The 17,297-nt window shown below is 46.2% G+C and carries 17 protein-coding genes; 8 read left to right on the top strand and 9 right to left on the bottom strand.

Annotation, left to right across the window (positions count from 1 at the left end):
* The first annotated feature begins 163 nt into the window (after positions 1-163).
* The 4 genes from A3K86_RS07230 (at position 164) to A3K86_RS07245 (ending at position 4,906) form a co-directional block, all read left to right on the top strand.
* A complete protein-coding gene (locus tag A3K86_RS07230) occupies positions 164-1,360 on the top strand; it encodes an acetate kinase (RefSeq protein ID WP_068329856.1) in 1,197 nt (398 codons plus the stop codon).
* A 184-nt stretch (positions 1,361-1,544) separates the two neighbouring features.
* Complete coding sequence (gene pta / locus A3K86_RS07235; protein WP_107270169.1) at positions 1,545-3,698, top strand: phosphate acetyltransferase; 2,154 nt, start codon at positions 1,545-1,547, stop codon at positions 3,696-3,698.
* A gap of 153 nt (positions 3,699-3,851) precedes the next feature.
* Positions 3,852-4,613 carry a sulfite exporter TauE/SafE family protein gene (locus tag A3K86_RS07240; RefSeq protein ID WP_068329863.1) on the top strand — a complete coding sequence of 254 codons (762 nt, stop codon included), beginning with the start codon at positions 3,852-3,854 and terminating at the stop codon, positions 4,611-4,613.
* A gap of 14 nt (positions 4,614-4,627) precedes the next feature.
* A complete protein-coding gene (locus A3K86_RS07245) occupies positions 4,628-4,906 on the top strand; it encodes an Rdx family protein (RefSeq protein WP_068329866.1) in 279 nt (92 codons plus the stop codon).
* 56 nt (positions 4,907-4,962) lie between these two features.
* Here A3K86_RS07245 and A3K86_RS07250 read toward each other — a convergent pair whose 3' ends face one another.
* From A3K86_RS07250 to A3K86_RS07275, 6 genes are all read right to left on the bottom strand, one after another.
* Entirely contained in the window at positions 4,963-5,685 is a 723-nt protein-coding gene (locus tag A3K86_RS07250; RefSeq protein WP_068329869.1) for an SIMPL domain-containing protein, read from the bottom strand.
* Positions 5,686-5,920: 235 nt separating this feature from the next.
* Complete coding sequence (gene yfcE / locus A3K86_RS07255; RefSeq protein WP_068329872.1) at positions 5,921-6,487, bottom strand: phosphodiesterase; 567 nt, start codon at positions 6,485-6,487, stop codon at positions 5,921-5,923.
* 70 nt (positions 6,488-6,557) lie between these two features.
* Positions 6,558-6,962 carry a CBS domain-containing protein gene (locus A3K86_RS07260; protein WP_068329875.1) on the bottom strand — a complete coding sequence of 135 codons (405 nt, stop codon included), beginning with the start codon at positions 6,960-6,962 and terminating at the stop codon, positions 6,558-6,560.
* On the bottom strand, positions 6,959-7,309 hold the full coding sequence (locus A3K86_RS07265; protein WP_068329878.1) for a P-II family nitrogen regulator: 351 nt from the start codon (positions 7,307-7,309) through the stop codon (positions 6,959-6,961). Before A3K86_RS07265 ends, A3K86_RS07260 begins: the two co-directional genes overlap by 4 nt.
* A complete protein-coding gene (locus A3K86_RS07270; protein WP_068329881.1) occupies positions 7,299-8,105 on the bottom strand; it encodes a DUF1538 domain-containing protein in 807 nt (268 codons plus the stop codon). The genes A3K86_RS07265 and A3K86_RS07270 overlap by 11 nt, the downstream gene beginning before the upstream one ends.
* A gap of 13 nt (positions 8,106-8,118) precedes the next feature.
* Positions 8,119-8,853: a DUF1538 domain-containing protein gene (locus A3K86_RS07275; protein ID WP_068329884.1), complete on the bottom strand. Its 735-nt coding sequence runs from the start codon at positions 8,851-8,853 to the stop codon at positions 8,119-8,121.
* A gap of 349 nt (positions 8,854-9,202) precedes the next feature.
* Here A3K86_RS07275 and A3K86_RS07280 point away from each other — a divergent pair, with 349 nt between their 5' ends.
* Positions 9,203-10,102, top strand: a complete 900-nt coding sequence (locus A3K86_RS07280; RefSeq protein ID WP_068329888.1) for a TIGR01777 family oxidoreductase — start codon at positions 9,203-9,205, stop codon at positions 10,100-10,102.
* Between the two features lie 170 nt (positions 10,103-10,272).
* Here A3K86_RS07280 and A3K86_RS07285 read toward each other — a convergent pair whose 3' ends face one another.
* Entirely contained in the window at positions 10,273-12,735 is a 2,463-nt protein-coding gene (locus A3K86_RS07285; protein ID WP_068329891.1) for an ABC transporter permease, read from the bottom strand.
* Positions 12,732-13,406: an ABC transporter ATP-binding protein gene (locus tag A3K86_RS07290; protein ID WP_068329894.1), complete on the bottom strand. Its 675-nt coding sequence runs from the start codon at positions 13,404-13,406 to the stop codon at positions 12,732-12,734. The genes A3K86_RS07285 and A3K86_RS07290 overlap by 4 nt, the downstream gene beginning before the upstream one ends.
* Here A3K86_RS07290 and tesA point away from each other — a divergent pair.
* A complete protein-coding gene (gene tesA, locus A3K86_RS07295; RefSeq protein ID WP_068329896.1) occupies positions 13,405-14,025 on the top strand; it encodes a multifunctional acyl-CoA thioesterase I/protease I/lysophospholipase L1 in 621 nt (206 codons plus the stop codon). The genes A3K86_RS07290 and tesA overlap by 2 nt on opposite strands.
* A gap of 60 nt (positions 14,026-14,085) precedes the next feature.
* Here the strand turns inward: tesA and A3K86_RS07300 are convergent, their stop codons facing one another.
* Positions 14,086-14,763, bottom strand: a complete 678-nt coding sequence (locus tag A3K86_RS07300) for a hypothetical protein (RefSeq protein WP_068329899.1) — start codon at positions 14,761-14,763, stop codon at positions 14,086-14,088.
* Positions 14,764-15,069: 306 nt separating this feature from the next.
* Here A3K86_RS07300 and A3K86_RS07305 point away from each other — a divergent pair, with 306 nt between their 5' ends.
* The gene (locus tag A3K86_RS07305; RefSeq protein ID WP_068329902.1) at positions 15,070-15,897 is read left to right on the top strand and encodes an SDR family oxidoreductase; all 828 of its coding nucleotides are present in this window, start codon (positions 15,070-15,072) and stop codon (positions 15,895-15,897) included.
* Positions 15,898-16,404: 507 nt separating this feature from the next.
* Entirely contained in the window at positions 16,405-17,259 is an 855-nt protein-coding gene (locus A3K86_RS07310; protein WP_068329903.1) for a co-chaperone YbbN, read from the top strand.
* Positions 17,260-17,297 lie beyond the last annotated feature (38 nt).

Here is a 17,297-nt window from a genome sequence, read left to right on the forward strand (position 1 = left end):
CTCATGGATGACCCAGAATTGCGGGTTCCTCAATTCTCGATTCGACGGAAAGATACGAATTTGACCCAGATTAGATCTACTTGATCAAAAGTCGTCTATTCTATGGGTACTTTTTTATTCGAATGAATATCAACTTTCAGACAGATTATAGGTAGTCACTCTCATGTCTAAGCTGGTTCTAGTACTTAACTGCGGTAGCTCTTCTCTAAAGTTCGCAATCGTTGATCCTGTAACAGGTGATGAACACCTAACAGGTCTTGCAGAATGTCTGCACCTTCCAGAAGCACGTATCAAGTGGAAACTTGATGGTAAGCACGAAGCACAACTAGGTGAAGGTGCTGCACACGAAGAAGCTCTAGCATTCATGGTAGAGTCTATCATCGCTTCTAAGCCTGAGCTTGCAGAAAGCCTAGCAGCTATCGGTCACCGTGTAGTTCACGGTGGTGAGCAATTCACTCAATCAGCACTAATCACTGAAGAAGTAATCAAAGGTATCGAAGACTGTGCAACTCTAGCACCTCTTCACAACCCTGCTCACATCATCGGTATTAAAGCAGCTCAAAAAGCATTCCCAGCACTTAAAAACGTTGCTGTATTCGATACTGCTTTCCACCAAACTATGCCTGAAGAAGCGTACCTATACGCGCTTCCTTACAACCTATACAAAGACCACGCTATCCGTCGTTACGGCATGCACGGTACTTCTCACCTATTCATCACTCGCGAAACTGCGAAGCTGCTAGGTAAGAAAGAAGAAGAACTAAACATCATCAACTGTCACCTAGGTAATGGTGCTTCAGTTTGTGCAATCAAGAACGGTAAATCTGTAGACACTTCTATGGGTCTTACTCCTCTTGAAGGTCTTGTAATGGGTACGCGTTGTGGTGATATCGATCCTGCGATCATCTTCCACCTACACGACACTCTTGGTTACTCTGTTGAGAAAATCAACACTATGCTAACTAAAGAGTCTGGCCTACAAGGTCTAACTGAAGTGACTTCTGACTGTCGTTTCGTTGAAGACAACTACGGCGAGAAAGAAGAAGCAACTCGTGCAATGGACGTGTTCTGTCACCGTCTAGCTAAGTACGTTGCTGGTTACACTGCATCTCTAGAAGGTCGTCTAGACGCAATCACTTTCACTGGTGGTATCGGTGAAAACTCTGCACCTATCCGTGAAATGGTTCTTAACCGTCTAGCTATCCTAGGTGTTGAAGTTGATGGCGAAGCTAACCTTAAAGCACGTTTCGGCGGCGAAGGTGTTATCACTTCTGAAAACAGCCGTGTTCCTGCAATGGTTGTTTCTACTAACGAAGAACTAGTAATCGCAGAAGATACAGCTCGTCTAGCTGCTATCTAATTCTGAGGTTACCGGGTTGTTTATATAACAGCCACAAACGGCTGGCCTAGGCCGGCCGTTTTTTCATGGCTTTGATGAGTTGTGAAGCTTCAAATTTCTGTGGTGCTGCTCCATAGTTTTTTCAATCTTCTTAGGAAGAGTTATGGAACAGTGCTGTCTTGTTCAATAGTCTGAGGAATTTATAGTGTCCCGTACTATTATGCTAATCCCAGTTGGTGCTGGTGTTGGCCTAACAAGCGTAAGCCTTGGTGTTGTACGCGCAATGGAACGCAAAGGCGTTCGCGTTTCTTTCTTTAAGCCTATCGCTCAACCACGTCACGGTGGCGATCAACCTGATCTAACGACAACTATCATTCGCGCTAACAGCGACATGAACGTTGCAGATCCAGTAAGCATGGCTAAAGCGGAAGAGCTAATTCGTAACGATCAAAACGATGTACTTCTTGAAGATATCGTTGCGCGTTTCAAAGAAGCAACTAAAGATGCTGAAGTAGCACTTATCGAAGGTCTAGTACCAACTCGCAAGCACCCATTTGCGAACCAAATCAACTACGAAATCGCGAAAACGCTTGATGCTGAAATCGTATTCGTTGTTGCACCAGGTACTGACAACCCAGCACAACTTAAAGAACGTATCGAAGTTGCATGTTCTAACTTCGGCGGCATTAAGAACGAGCAAATCTCTGGCGTTATCGTTAACAAACTTAACGCTCCAGTAGATGCAGAAGGCCGTACTCGTCCTGACCTATCTGAAATCTTCGACGAAGCTGAAGGTACTGTTCCGACTAACGTTGAAGTAATGCAAGTGTTCAACTCTAGCCCAATCCGTGTACTTGGTTGTGCACCTTGGAGCCCAGAGCTAATCGCAACACGTGCAACTGACATGGCGAAGCACCTAAACGCTGAAATCATCAACGAAGGTGAAATCGCAACTCGTCGTATCAAGAGCATCACTTTCTGTGCACGCTCTATCCCTCACATGGTTGAACACTTCCGTCCAGGTTCTCTGCTAGTAACTTCTGCAGACCGTCCTGACGTAATCGTTGCTGCATGTCTTGCTGCAATGAACGGTGTTGAGATCGGTGCACTACTTCTTACTGGCGGCTACGAGCTACCAAAAGCAGTAACTGATCTATGTGAGCGTGCATTCGAAACTGGTCTTCCAGTTATCGCTGCACAAGGTAACACTTGGCAGACTTCTCTGAACCTACAAAGCTTCAGCCTAGAAGTTCCAGCTGACGATAAAGAACGCGTTGAATTCGTTAACGAATACATGGCGAGCCACATCGATGGTCAATGGATTGAATCTCTAACTGAAGGTTCAACTAAAGAACGTCGTCTAAGCCCACCAGCGTTCCGTTACGAGCTAACTGAACTAGCACGTAAAGCGGCTAAGCGTATCGTTCTTCCTGAAGGTGACGAGCCACGTACAGTTAAAGCTGCGGCTATCTGTGCTGAGCGCGGTATCGCGGAATGTGTGCTTCTTGGTAACCCAGAAGAAATCAAGCGTGTTGCTGAGCAACAAGGCGTGGTTCTAGGTTCTGGCGTAACTATCATCAACTCTGATGAAGTTCGTGAAAACTACGTAGAGCGTCTAGTTGAGCTACGTGGCGCGAAAGGCATGACTGACGTTGTTGCTCGTGAAAAACTTCAAGATTCTGTTTTCCTAGGCACAATGATGCTAGAAAACGATGAAGTTGACGGCCTAGTTTCTGGTGCTGTTCACACTACAGCGAACACTATCGTTCCTCCGTTCCAAATCATCAAGACTGCACCTGATGCATCTATCGTATCTTCAGTATTCTTCATGCTTCTGCCTGATCAAGTACTGGTTTACGGTGACTGTGCAATCAACCCAGATCCAAACGCTGAGCAACTTGCTGAAATCGCTATCCAATCTGCAGACTCTGCAAAAGCATTCGGTATCGAACCTCGCGTTGCAATGATCTCTTACTCGACTGGTGAGTCTGGTAAAGGTGCTGACGTAGATAAAGTACGTGAAGCAACTCGCATCGCTCAAGAGAAACGTCCTGATCTAGTAATCGACGGTCCTCTACAGTACGACGCAGCTATCATGGAAAACGTTGCTGCTTCTAAAGCGCCTAACTCGCCTGTAGCGGGTAAAGCGACTGTATTCGTATTCCCAGACCTAAACACTGGTAACACGACTTACAAAGCGGTACAACGTTCAGCAGACCTAGTATCTATCGGTCCAATGCTGCAAGGTATGCGTAAGCCTGTAAACGACCTTTCTCGTGGCGCACTAGTAGACGATATCGTATACACAGTTGCACTAACTGCGATTCAGGCGAAACAAGCTGAAGAATCTAACGCTTAATCGTTATTAACGACTAAACGTTGATTGAAGCGCCTCCATCTCGATGGGGGCGTTTTTTTATGCTTGTTATTCCTTATTTTCCCTCATTCCATTTTGAGTCAACAATCCGTATGCTGACTTGATGCACTTAGCTTACGGATAAGCGATTACTTCATGGACGTCATCAACACCTTGGGGCTTTTTATTGGCTCACTGCTCTCTAATACTCTCGCCTCACTGTCTGGCGGTGGAGCTGGCTTGATTCAGTTCCCTCTGCTCATTTTTCTTGGACTCCCCTTCGCTGTTGCCCTTGCCACCCACAAAGTTGCCAGTGTTGCCTTGGGCTTAGGTGCCGCCTTTAAACATTGCCGCAGCGGTCAACTCGACTGGCAACTCACAAGCTACATTATTTTTACTGGCGCTATCGGGGTCATTATCGGTGCCAATCTCATCTTGTTTGTCCCCGGTCGAATCGCGGAAGCCTTATTAGGACTATTGATTTTAGGGCTTGGCATTTACTCTTTATTCCAACAACAGCTTGGTCAGCAAGAACAACTCCGCCACCGCGATACGAAAGGATTGGTTATTGGCGGTATTGGGTTAGCGGCAATTGGTATTCTCAACGGCTCATTAACCGCTGGAACAGGATTGTTCGTCACCCTATTTCTCGTGCGTTGGTTTGGTTTTGATTACAAACAAGCGGTCGCGCTCACATTGGTGAGTGTCGGGCTTTTTTGGAATGGCATAGGTGCGGGGACAATGTATCTTGCAGAGGCAGAAATATACTGGCCGTGGCTGCCAGTGCTACTTGCTGGTTCACTGCTAGGTGGCTATTGGGGCGCTCACCTTGCTCATCAAAAAAGTAATCGCCTGATCAAACGCTGCTTTGAAACACTAACCTTTATCATTGGACTTAAGTTATTACTGGGACTTTAAGAGATTATCACCGGATGGAAAAAGCAAAGATTGATATTTACTACTGCCGTCAATGCAACTGGATGTTGCGCTCAACTTGGCTATCGCAAGAGCTACTGCATACCTTTAGCGAGGAAATCGACACTGTCAGTCTTCACCCTGACACAGGCGGACGATTTGAAATTTTCTGTAACGGTGAACGACTGTGGGAACGAAAGGCCAACGGTGGCTTTCCTGAAGCAAAAGTATTAAAGCAACGGGTACGCGATGTTATCGACCCCGAGCGGGATCTCGGTCACTCAGACCGCAAATAACCCGACTAAATGGTTTTAAGCGGTGATATAGCTCACCGCTCAAAAACTTAGCTAGCCTATTCAGTTAAGTAAAATTCGATGCTCGTCACCACACGAACATCTTTCTCGATTTTGTAAAGATCACCGTACTCTTCGCCCGAATCGGTGATTGAGAAGTTACCCTGACGTGCCGAGCGAATACTACCAACTTTAACCCCTGCGTTTTCAGCAAACTCATTCGCGGCAAGGCGCGCATTTTTAGTCGCTGTTTTCAGCATTTCAGGCTTGATCGCATTAAGTTTAGTAAAGCGGTAAGTCGGTGAATGATTGGAAATGTTGTAGCCCTTCGCCACCAGCTTATTTACTTCGGCGCGCACAGATTTAATATCATGTACTTTGTGAGTTTCAAGACCAATACGCCCTGTCAAAGTATGCTCTTGCTCAACCACTACCTGATTTTCATCACGGTACTCATAAGCACTGTAATCAATCAGACCAATGTCGATTTCATCATCGCTAAAGCCGTTCGCCTTTAAGATATCAACAATCTCTTGTTGTTGCTGTTCTGCTTGCTTATACAGCGCCGGGATCTCATCTTTACTTTTCGTCTGGTTAGTAAAATTTAGGCTCCAGTTTGCGGTATCGGCTTCTACGCGCTTTTCCGCTAACCCTTTTACTTCCGCTGTATTCATCGCAACTTTGGCGTTGTACATTGTCTGACCAATAAAGTAGCCGCTCGCACCAAGTCCAGAAGCAATCAACAGACCGCCTAACGCAATCCCTAGCAAATTTTTATTCATTTTAAATACCTACCATCATTATCACTGAGGAAAGCATTGCACCTTTGTGCGTATTCTTCTAGTGATCTATGTGAGGGTTATGTCAAAGCTTGTTAGCTTCATCCAAAAACGAAGATGAAAACCACCACAGTTACCAGAACCACTTTATGACGACATAAAAAAACGCACCGAAGTGCGTTTTCAATTCCAGTCATTGCAAACATGGCGATCTATTTCACGCGTTCTATCGCAATAATTATGCAGCGATTGGTGCATCTGCCAGATTAACCGAACAGATCACATCACCGTCAAAGGTGATCACTTTCAGCGTGTTGTCTTCTAACATGCCGTAACTAGCTTGATGATCACCGCGAGGGATCGTGGTTGAACCTGGATTAAACGCGAAGTAATCACCATGCGCTTGGGCCACTGGCAAGTGAGTATGGCCTGAAACAATCACATCCCCTTTACGCAGACGTGGGTGTTTGTCAGCATGGTAAAGGTGACCATGCGTTAAGAACAAACGGCGACCATCTGGCAATAAAATCCAGTTGTAATCTGCCATCATAGGGAAGTCCAGCAGCATCTGGTCAACATCGCTGTCGCAATTACCGCGCACCGCGACAATCGAGTCAGCGTAAGCGTTCAGTTGATCAGCCACCTCAATTGGCGCATACCCTTCAGGCAAGGCATTACGCGGACCGTGGTTTAAAACATCACCAAGTAAGATCAGGTGATCAGCACCGCTTTGTTCGAAAGCCGCTAACATGGTGCGGGTGCTTGCTGCGCAACCATGTAAATCAGAAGCGAAGAATAATTTCATGGGGGTAACTTATAGCCGTCTGAAAGTCATCTGAGATGCGATGCATGTTACGCCCATCACCACCAGATTGCTAATCTTCGCGCAGCATGCCATTGAGAACAATGTTGTTATAACTCACCATCCCCAACACTTTACCGTCTTGGATCACTGGTGCTCGGCTGATCCCAAACCGTTCAAACAAACGGGCGCAATAGCGCACATCCATATCTGCATTAACAGACAGCGCGGGCTTGGTCATGATTTCATACACATTGGTACGCTGTGGTGAACGATCTTTTGCTAATACGTTTTTCGCAATATCGTTCATTAACACAATACCGTATTCATCATCGGCATTACGCTTGTTCACTATCAGGGCTTTGACCTGTTTTTGTTTCGCAATCCCAATCGCTTCCGCCACTGTGGTGATCCCTTCAACGATGGCAAAGGTATTCATCATCACATCGCGAACCCGAACAATGGTTTTGTCACTCATAGCTTATCCTCTACCACTTTGGTCAACTGCTCTACCTGATGGGCGACTCCAACCGCATCTTCGACATCAATTTGCACCGCAATCCCCTGCCCTGAAGCCGAATCAAACTCGCCAGCTTGCTCGATGGTTTCTAAGATCTGACGCGCTAAATGTTCTTCCACCAAAAATAAAATCACATCGCGCTGCACTTCGAGTGACAAGCCAAAAAACGTTTTCTTTTTGCTGATACCTTCACCGCGGGCGTTATTGATCACCGTTGCCCCTGTAGCACCGGCATCCCTTGCGGCATCCAATACGGCATCGGTTTTACTGTCTTCAACAAACGCGACAATCAATTTAAAGCGCATCTTGTGAGTCTCCTTTAGAAGCCTGCTGACCTTTCCACACCGATAACTGGGCATATCCCATTACCGTTATCATAGGAAACAAGCTGGCAAATGCGATCAAACCAAATCCATCTAGCATTGGGTTTCGTCCCGGTACGGTCGACGCTAACCCCAAACCTAACGCCGTCACAATGGGCACAGTGACGGTAGAGGTAGTCACGCCCCCAGAGTCATACGCTAACGGCACTATCATCTTGGGCGCAAAATAGGTTTGAACCACCACCACCACATAGCCGACCAAGATGTAATAATGGAGCGGGTCTCCCGCGACAATCCGATAGCTACCTAATGCAATCCCCATCGCGACCCCAAGCGCAACCGCAATCCGTAAGCCATTAACCTTAATGGTACCGCCCGACACTTGGCTGGCTTTGATCGCCACCGCAATCAAAGACGGTTCTGCAATCGTGGTACTAAAACCAATTGCCGCAGCGAACAAGTACACCCAATAGTACTCAGTCCAATCAATATGTAATGGGACGGTTTCATCACTATCAAATAAAAAGCTCGGGGCTGTGAGCTGCATCGCCATAGATTCGCCAAGAGGAAATAACGCCAGCTCTAAACCCATCAAGAAAAAAGACAACCCGAAAATGACTAACACGAACCCAGCTAACACTTTGCGCCAATTCGCCACCGGACGACGCAATACCGCAAGCTGAAAGCCAAACATGATAATGACAATAGGCAGCACATCACGAATAGTGCCTACAAAGGTAGAAAGGAAATGCTGGGCGGTCGAGGCGATGATACTCATATCAACACTCTTCTTAGGCTATCCATAAGCCATATCCCATCACAAAAATCATCGGGGTGAGAGAGGCAAAAGCGATCAAACCAAAGCCATCTACCATCGGGTTTCGCCCTTTAATCGAAGACGCTAGCCCCACCCCTAGTGCTGTCACCAACGGGACAGTAATGGTTGAAGTTGTCACGCCGCCTGAGTCGTACGCGATCCCGATAATGCTTGGCGGTGCAAACCATGTCATTAACATCACTAAGGAGTAGCCACCAATGATCATGCGGTGAATCGGCCAGCCTTTAATGATCCGTAACACCCCAAGTACAATCGCAACGCCCACTGAAAGTGCAACCGTGATCCGTAGCCCTTGGGCATAATCCGCCATCGCATCTTGATTGGCGACTATCATGCCTCCCTCTGCCGCCACTTCTGCTGCTTCCGCAGCCACTGCGGTTAAAGCCGGCTCTGCGATTGTGGTGCCAAACCCTAAACAAAAAGCAAAAGTAAGCAGCCAAGCGACACTCCCTTTTCGGGCAAATGCCTGCGCCATCGACTCTCCTATGGGAAACAACCCCATGTCTAAACCAATGACAAACAAGGTTAGCCCTAACACCACCAGCAACAAACCAAAGCCGATACTTCCGAGTTGTGGCAAAGGCTGTTGCAGTACTACCAGCTGAAAAAAACCGATCACCACAATAATGGGTAATAAATCGCGCAAGCTAGCCAACATGGCTTGTAAAAATGCGGTGAATCCTTTCATCAACACTCTCAACTAGGTACTTCTTACTCTAGTGATAGTCCTGCGTATAAGCGGTAACAAATCCTGTCCCTCACAGCGAGAAGTAGGGCACAGATATAGCACCGCAATAGGATTAGCCCTTGCGAGCAGCCTCTTTTTCCGCGACGCTGTAAGAGCTAATGCTTCACTCTCTCCCCCTCCTCAAAACGTTCACCTTGAAAACGCTCATCACTACAAATTCCGTTATACTTATAGCAACTTAAGGCTATGCTGGTATTTTGTATTCACCGTGTTTCATTCTATCGGTCAGTGATCGATATCATGAGGTAGTCGGTATAATTTTCGTGACAGGCGTATAAGGAGTTACCGAATGAACATATTAGTGACAGGTGGAACAGGATTTATCGGTAAAGCGCTCCTACCCCATTTCAACCACGATCAAGTTACTGTCTTGAGCCGAGATACCACTCGCGCCTACCGCACCCTCGGTCATCACATCAAAGTGATTAATCAGCTAAGCGATTTAGATAACCTTGACCATTTTGATGTAGTGATCAACCTCGCGGGCGAACCCATTGTCAATAAGCGTTGGAGTACCAAGCAAAAGAAGATCATCTGCGATAGCCGTTGGCAAATCACCCAAGAATTGGTGAATAAAATTAACGCTGGTAGCAATCCTCCGCACACTTTTATCAGTGGTTCGGCCGTCGGAATTTATGGCGATCAACAACAAGATGCGTTCGATGAATCGTTAGCCGTAAGCTCCAGCGATTTTGCTCACCATGTTTGTAAAAAGTGGGAAGATATTGCGTTAAAAGCCCAATCTGATCACACCCGCGTTTGCTTATTACGTACAGGGATCGTGCTTGCGAAACATGGCGGTGCACTGGCAAAAATGTTGCCGGCTTATCAGCTCGGGCTAGGCGGGCCAATTGGTAAAGGGCAACAGTATTTTCCGTGGATCCACCTGCAAGACATGGTCAAAGGGATCTTATTTTTAATCAAGCACCCTTCTGCACAAGGCGCGTTCAACTTCACGGCACCGACCCCAGTAACCAATAAAGAATTCAGCCAAACACTGGCGAAAGTACTTCGTCGCCCCCACCTTCTTAGCACCCCTGAATGGGCGATAAAGATTGCATTGGGTGAGTCATCGTGCTTGCTATTAGATAGCCAACGCGCCTTACCCAACAAACTTGAAGCCGAAGGGTTTAATTTCTGCTTTCCCGAACTGGAGCACGCCTTAAAAGAAACCCTACATAATCTTTAGTCTCTTTTATTTAAGCTTGTTACAACTGACCTCATCGCACTCACTGCCAAGTGCCAAAAGTACTAGTGCACTAACTAAAAAATCACCCTCATCAACACACTAAATCATAGCGATTGACGAGGATGATTTTTATCTGTGAAACGAAACCGTAACCAACTGCTGGCGGTCAATCAGGCCATATTTTGTAGTGGCTTAAGTAGCTTCGGCATCATGGTTTGTACCAACGCCAAAACCAGTAACATGGCAACCGCAGGTAGACCTAGCCACAGCAAAGGATGCCATTGTGGCGTCAGTTCAAACCCAAAGCTCACCAGCAATGCCACCACACCTTCTGCGCCAAAGGTTGCCATCACACCCGCAATCATTGCCATCAATCCGTATTCCCACCACACTGTAGCGCTGATCCGTTGACGACTCGCCCCCAGCGTTCGATACAAGGTGATTTCTTGTTGGCGCTGCGATAAGCCAAGTCTGAGTAAGGTGAATACCAGCAAGAGTCCACTCACTACACCAAGTGCCGCCAGAACTGATAACGACAGAGATATTTGCTGCAACAAGACTTGAATACGCGAAGCCATAGTACGGAGATCTAACAAGCTTACGGTCGGGTAATCCCGCCCCAGTCCATTCAGCAATTCACTTTGCTCTGCCCCTATTCGGAAACTCACCAAATAGGTTGCGGGTAAATCGACCATCACATCGGGTGAGAATATGAAGTAAAAATTTGGCCGCATATTACGCCATTCCACTTCACGAATGCTGGTGACTTTGGCTTCAAACGGCAAACTGTTCACGTTAAAGGTCAGCATATCGCCCATAGCGATCCCTAATCGTTTCGCAATCCCTTGCTCGACCGATACCGAGCCCACGCCACCCCACTCTCCTTGTGACAAGGTGTTGTGCAGGGGTAATTGTTCACGCCAAGTAAAGTTCAGCTCACGACGTAAGGCTTCATCTGGTTCACTGCCTTGCTCTTGGGCTTGCTCTAAATATGACGTGCCATTCGAGGCCACCAAACGACCACGGATAACGGGATACAACGATGAGTGATCAATGTCTTTAGCATCTAATGCTTGGGTATAAGCATCGCGCTCAGCATCGCTGATATTAAGCGCAAATACATTCGGCGCATCCGATGGCAAAGTTTGCTGCCAATCTTGCAGTAAATCAGTTCGCAACAGCCAGATAATGGCAAGCAACATTAATGAAGCAGTGAGTGCCGCTAATTGTGCCCCCGTGACTAACGGGCTGCGACCAATACGGCTCAGAGCAAGTTGTAATGCTGCTCCCCAAGATTTACGGCGCAATAAACTCACCAGCAAAACACCAAGTGCAGCTAATACTGCCAGTAAAGTGATAAGCCCAGCTAAGGTGATCCACATTAAGCTATTACCACCGACCCACAGCAATAAAGCTGAAACAGGTAATAGCAATAAGGCAAAGCGCCATGAGCTAACTTGATGATCAGCTTGAGATTGCATCACTGCCACTGCTGACGTATTCACCAAACGTACCAAGGAAATACCAACACCGGGGATCGCCACTAACAACGCGACCAGTAAGCTGGTGATATAAGGCGTAACACCAATAGAAGGTAGCTGAGCCGGTAACATATCACCGAGCGGCAAGCGCAGTAGCCACTCCAATAAACTCCCTAACAACACACCACTAATTGCAGCAATCACAAATAACAAGCTCAGCTGACCAAGCAACCAACGCCATAGCCAACGCTTCTGGGCGCCAAGGCTTTTCATCATCGCCACTGTTGAGCGACGGCTGGACGTATAATGCTGACAAGTTAGCGCCAAAGTGGCACTAGCCATCAGGATCACCAGAATCAGCGTTAGCGATAAGTACTGCCTAGCCCGATCAATCACATCTCCCGTTCGCCCCTGAGTCGATTCACTCAACCAGCGCTGTCCCGGCACTAATTCAATTTGGGATTGCAATTGCTCTAGCGCGTTATCAGCGCCCATGAAGTACGCGCGATAGCTCACACGCCCACCAAGCTGCACCGCCCCTGTGCGTTCAACATCATCAGCGTGAATAAGCACCGCGGGCATTTGGTTGAATGGGTTAAACGAAAGCTCTGGGTCTTGCGCAATCACACCTGAAACATTCAGCTCCGCATCCCCAATCATCACAGCATCACCGATTTTCACGTCTAATAATGAAAACAGGCGTTCAGCCAACCATAGCTCCCCCGGCTTCACATGAGCGGCAAGGGTATTCTTCCCTTTGAGCGCCAAACTACCGCGTAATGGGAAATCACTGGCAACGGCCTTTACGCTGACTAACTGCATATTGCTATCGCTAAACGCCATCGTGCCAAAGCGCACTTGCTGCGACACCGTTAGGCCTTGCGTTTTTGCAGTAGTTAGAACGTCTGAGCTGATCGGATTGCCCGATCGCAATACCAAATCAGCGGTGAGCACAGATCGTCCCTGATCCGTCATGATCTTCTCAACCCGCATCACTAAAGCAGAAAGCGCAAACACACAGGCGATAATCAAAGTTAACGCCACAGCTACAGGCCACAACTGCCCTTGCCATAACTCGCGCAAGCTCCACCGCAATAACATATGAGGAGAGCGCTTAGCAGGTACCACCGACATTTCACTTAGTTCACTCATGCTGCTGCCACCATTCCAGCTTCAATGCGTAAAACACGATCGCAACGCTCAGCTAACTGAGGATCGTGCGTTACCAAGACTAATGTCGTGCCGTGGTCGCGATTAAGCGCAAAAAGCAGATCAATCACGTTACTCGCGGTGTGCTGATCCAAATTACCGGTTGGCTCATCAGCAAATAAGATTTTAGGTTTACTCATGAAGGCACGTGCTAAAGCCACACGCTGCTGTTCACCACCAGATAATTGAGTAGGCAAATGCGTTTCCCGCCCAGCCAGCCCAACCTGCGCCAGTAACTCAGTCGCACGTACGACATCAGTTGGCTCGCCACGAATCAAGCAAGGCAACATGACATTTTCAAGTGCGGTTAACGATGGAATAAGTAAGAAACTTTGGAAAACAAAACCGATGGCTTCACTGCGCAATGCTGCGCGTGCTTCATCGTCTAATTGAGTTAGCGACTGACCTAATAATTCGATTTTTCCTGATGATGGGGTATCTAAACCAGCAAGCAAGGTCATCAAAGTGGATTTGCCGGCTCCCGACACTCCAACTAAAGCAATGCTTTCTCCTTGCTCGACCTCTAGCGAAACATCCTGCAAAATAGCAATAGACGCCGATGCCGTCGCCACATGCTTAGATACGGATACAGCTTTAATCACGGATGTAGACATGAAACGATTCCTTTCTATTTTAGTTTTTGTGCTTGCCCTGCCACTGGTTCCACTAAGTGGCTACTGTGGCACCTTATTAGTTCTCGGTGACAGCCTGAGTGCAGGCTACAACATGCGTGCCGAGCAAAGTTGGCCCATACTGCTAGAGCCTATCCTGCGCCAGCAAGGCCATGACCTTGATGTTGTTAACGCCAGCATTTCTGGCGATACAACAGGAAACGGTTTAGCCAGACTACCGAAATTATTGCAGCAACATCAACCTGATTACGTGCTTATTGAGTTAGGTGCCAATGACGGATTACGTGGTTTCCCACCTAAAACCATACGACAAAATCTCGCCACCATGATTGAAGATATTCAAGCGAACAACGCTCAAGCTATGCTGATGCAAATTCGCGTACCACCTAATTATGGTAAACGTTACAGCCAATTGTTTAGCGCACTTTATCCGCAACTGAGTAAAGAGTATGACTCCCCTTTACTGCCTTTCTTTCTTGAAGAGGTCATTTTGAAGCAAGAGTGGATGATGAATGATGGCTTGCACCCAAAAGCCGAAGCCCAACCTTGGATAGCCGAGTTCATGGCTGAAGAGATAGGTAAGGTGTTGGAAGATAAGTAAGGCGTTGTAATAGCTAGAGGATTAAAATGAAAAGGGCTAGCAGATGCTAGCCCTTGACGGTTATTTGGCCACTAATGGATCAAGTGGTTGAATTAACTTGCCATCTTTACTGTACATCGCACGATTCAAGTACAGTTTTCCATTGTCACGGTACATAGTTAACAAGTAATGTTCGCCAGTAACATGCTCGCCGTCGAACTTATAGAAGGTTCCTGAAACGTGAGTTAGAGGAAATATATACTTACCTGAACGAATAATCCCTCCTTCAATTTCTAATTCATTACTTCCATCAACGAATTTGGTTCCTGACTCCCAAACAGTTTCAAGTTTACGAAGCTCAAAGTTCATCGCGTCATCAGGTACATTAATCAATAAGCTACCTTTGCGGTTTTCGCTTTCAATTGTCACAGGGTGAATAACATCAGGATCAAGGTTAATTCCTTTCTCCTCATCAACAGTAACTTTGTTATTAAAGCCCTTTTTAGATAATTCCAAATTATCCCCAAAAGGTATCAAAGTCTGATAAAACTCATTGCCGTTAATGTGGGTTAAAACACCAAAATCATACCCTTTTAATAAAGCACTATTTTGAGTCAAATTTTTTGCTTGTTCGTAATGAACATTTACATATAAGGCGCTCTTTTCAACTTTAGGATCTGGCTTAGTATCATCTGAACTATTACCACAACCAACCAAACCAACTGCAACAAACAATGACAACAAAATTGACTTTTTCATAAGCTTTAGCTCTACGTTGAATGATGACCATATGATATGAATTAATTTCACATTAAACAATCAAACTTTTAATTCAACATTAAATATGCAACATATGTCTTATAATCCTCATAATCAAGGACAGATATTTTATGTAAATCCTTTACATATCACCTATAGCGATACTTTCACCTAACCAAATTCACCTCAGTACAGAGCACCCTAGCTTAATCACTAAAAAGTCTTTTCTCTTGTTATCTAGGCACTAGCCTTTTATCTTCTTTTGCTTGATCCTTAAAACAATTCATATAAATACGCAGGACGCTAATGACCACTTCAATCTTCATCACCGGCTGTAGCACTGGCATTGGCCATGACTGTGCCCTTGCTCTTCATCAACAAGGCTTCCAGGTCATTGCCAGTTGTCGACAACAACAAGATGTCGAGCAACTCAGAGCAAAAGGGCTGCACTGTGTTCAGCTCGATCTCACCGACACTGACTCAATTCACAATGCACTTGAAGAAGTATTCACCATTACAGGTGGGACACTCGATGTATTGTTTAACAATGGGGCTTATGGTCAGCCGGGTGCCCTTGAAGATTTACCAACCCAAGCATTACGTGATCAATTTGAAACTAACTTATTCGGTTGGCATGAACTCACCAAGGCAGTGATCCCTGTCATGCTGCAACAAGGGCGCGGTAAAATCGTGCAAAACAGCTCGGTACTAGGCCTAGTAGCAATGAAATACCGTGGCGCTTACAACGCCAGTAAGTTTGCATTAGAAGGTTACACCGATACCCTTCGCCTTGAGTTAATGAACACCCCGATTAAAATTTGCTTGATAGAGCCAGGGCCGATTGAAAGTCATTTCCGTGAAAATGCAAAAAATATGTTTGAAAAGCACATCGATTTGCAGCAATCGCGTCATGCTGAAAATTATCAGAACACATTGGAAAGGTTGGGTAAATCTTCGCCATCTAGCAAATTTACCCTCACGACTGAAGCGGTTTTACGTCCACTATTGCAGATAATTGAAAGCGATAAGCCTAAAGCCCGCTATTTCGTCACTCAACCAACTTATATCTTTGGCTTCTTGCGCCGGATCTTACCGTCCACGTTATTAGATCGTATTCTCAACAAGAGCGATTAACCCAGTAGCCACCTGATAACTAAGAAGATCATTCACTGAGTTTCGAATGATCTTCTCTTTTGTTGTAATTCTTACTCTCTCACACAAAAAACACAGCTAAATGACCATATTGACTCGCAATCCTTTGTGTTAAATCAGAAAAACACCCCGCCCCTTGGGATATAGTCCGTTTTCATCAAAAATCAGCAATATCGTAATATTACTGTCACAGAGTGATCGTAAATTAGTCACTGTTGGACATACCCAGCCGACACAACAAAAGAATAAAAAACAAAAACGATAACCATCCCGAGGAACACCATGTCTCTACGACAGCTCAACCTGCTTTGTGCGTGTGTCACACTCGCCCTGCTACTGACGTTTAATGGTTAAAAAGGAGAGCTTAGCTCTCCTTTTTACTTTTGGGCTTCACATTTCACCGCGCGATCACTCTCTACCATTCAATACCTTGATATCTGAACGCTTATCCCCATATAGTAGGTACAAACAGTTTATGGAATGAATGGCATGTACCAAAACGCAGCTATCGAAATTAACGAGCAAAATTTACAGCAAGTTATTGAACAATCAATGCAAACACCTGTGGTAATTAGCTTCTGGGCCCCATCTATGCCGGAAACTGCCGAGGTAAATAACCTGCTAAACAAAATCGCCGCGGATTACCCTGGCATGGTCGCTCTCGCAACCTTAAACTGTGAAGCACAACCTATGGTTGCCCAACAATTTGGCGTGCGCGGTCTACCAACTGTAGCGCTATTTAAGAATGGTCAACCAGCCGATGGCTCAGCAGGACCACAAACAGAAGAAAGCCTTCGCGAAATGCTGGCAAAACATCTGCCAAGCCAAGATGAAATAGCCTTAAAGCAAGCACTTAACTTTGTTGATAGCCAAGACTACAACCAAGCACTCCCTCTGTTACGTGAACTGGCTCCTAAATTCCCACAACAATCGATTGTGACACTGGCGTTGGCGGAATGTTTGGTCGAAACCAATCAGTTTGACGAAGCGGAAACCCTGCTAGCAACCGTACCAATGCAAGATCAAGATGCTAAATACAAAGGCTTGATGGCAAAACTTGAGCTACACAAACAAGCAAGTGAATCACCTGAGATCCGCCTACTTGAAGAAAAGCTCGCAGCCGAACCAGACAATACGCAAGTTGCTTACGAGCTAGCAGTGCAATACAGCCAAGTGAACCGCCAAGAGGAGTCACTTGAACTACTGATCACTCTGCTACGTAAAGACATGAATTTCGCTGACGGCAATGCAAAGAAAACCATGATGGATATTCTAGCCGCGCTAGGTCAAGGCAACCCGATTGCAGGCCAATACCGCCGTCAACTTTACTCACTGCTGTACTAATTCCAATCCGTACCTCAGTAAGCGAATTTCAATCAAGC

The sequence above is a fragment of the Photobacterium jeanii genome (genome assembly GCF_001650345.1).
Lineage (GTDB): Bacteria > Pseudomonadota > Gammaproteobacteria > Enterobacterales > Vibrionaceae > Photobacterium > Photobacterium jeanii.

What these genes read in the sequence shown, in the direction of transcription:
- A3K86_RS07265 (WP_068329878.1), bottom strand. Translation starts at nt 7,309, where the DNA reads ATGCGCTTTAAATTGATTGTCGCGTTTGTTGAAGACAGTAAAACCGAT.
- A3K86_RS07270 (WP_068329881.1), bottom strand. Translation starts at nt 8,105, where the DNA reads ATGAGTATCATCGCCTCGACCGCCCAGCATTTCCTTTCTACCTTTGTA.
- A3K86_RS07245 (WP_068329866.1), top strand. Translation starts at nt 4,628, where the DNA reads ATGGAAAAAGCAAAGATTGATATTTACTACTGCCGTCAATGCAACTGG.
- A3K86_RS07310 (WP_068329903.1), top strand. Translation starts at nt 16,405, where the DNA reads ATGTACCAAAACGCAGCTATCGAAATTAACGAGCAAAATTTACAGCAA.
- A3K86_RS07280 (WP_068329888.1), top strand. Translation starts at nt 9,203, where the DNA reads ATGAACATATTAGTGACAGGTGGAACAGGATTTATCGGTAAAGCGCTC.
- yfcE (WP_068329872.1), bottom strand. Translation starts at nt 6,487, where the DNA reads ATGAAATTATTCTTCGCTTCTGATTTACATGGTTGCGCAGCAAGCACC.
- A3K86_RS07230 (WP_068329856.1), top strand. Translation starts at nt 164, where the DNA reads ATGTCTAAGCTGGTTCTAGTACTTAACTGCGGTAGCTCTTCTCTAAAG.
- A3K86_RS07300 (WP_068329899.1), bottom strand. Translation starts at nt 14,763, where the DNA reads ATGAAAAAGTCAATTTTGTTGTCATTGTTTGTTGCAGTTGGTTTGGTT.
- A3K86_RS07285 (WP_068329891.1), bottom strand. Translation starts at nt 12,735, where the DNA reads ATGAGTGAACTAAGTGAAATGTCGGTGGTACCTGCTAAGCGCTCTCCT.
- A3K86_RS07275 (WP_068329884.1), bottom strand. Translation starts at nt 8,853, where the DNA reads ATGAAAGGATTCACCGCATTTTTACAAGCCATGTTGGCTAGCTTGCGC.
- A3K86_RS07290 (WP_068329894.1), bottom strand. Translation starts at nt 13,406, where the DNA reads ATGTCTACATCCGTGATTAAAGCTGTATCCGTATCTAAGCATGTGGCG.
- tesA (WP_068329896.1), top strand. Translation starts at nt 13,405, where the DNA reads ATGAAACGATTCCTTTCTATTTTAGTTTTTGTGCTTGCCCTGCCACTG.
- A3K86_RS07260 (WP_068329875.1), bottom strand. Translation starts at nt 6,962, where the DNA reads ATGAGTGACAAAACCATTGTTCGGGTTCGCGATGTGATGATGAATACC.
- A3K86_RS07250 (WP_068329869.1), bottom strand. Translation starts at nt 5,685, where the DNA reads ATGAATAAAAATTTGCTAGGGATTGCGTTAGGCGGTCTGTTGATTGCT.
- A3K86_RS07305 (WP_068329902.1), top strand. Translation starts at nt 15,070, where the DNA reads ATGACCACTTCAATCTTCATCACCGGCTGTAGCACTGGCATTGGCCAT.
- A3K86_RS07240 (WP_068329863.1), top strand. Translation starts at nt 3,852, where the DNA reads ATGGACGTCATCAACACCTTGGGGCTTTTTATTGGCTCACTGCTCTCT.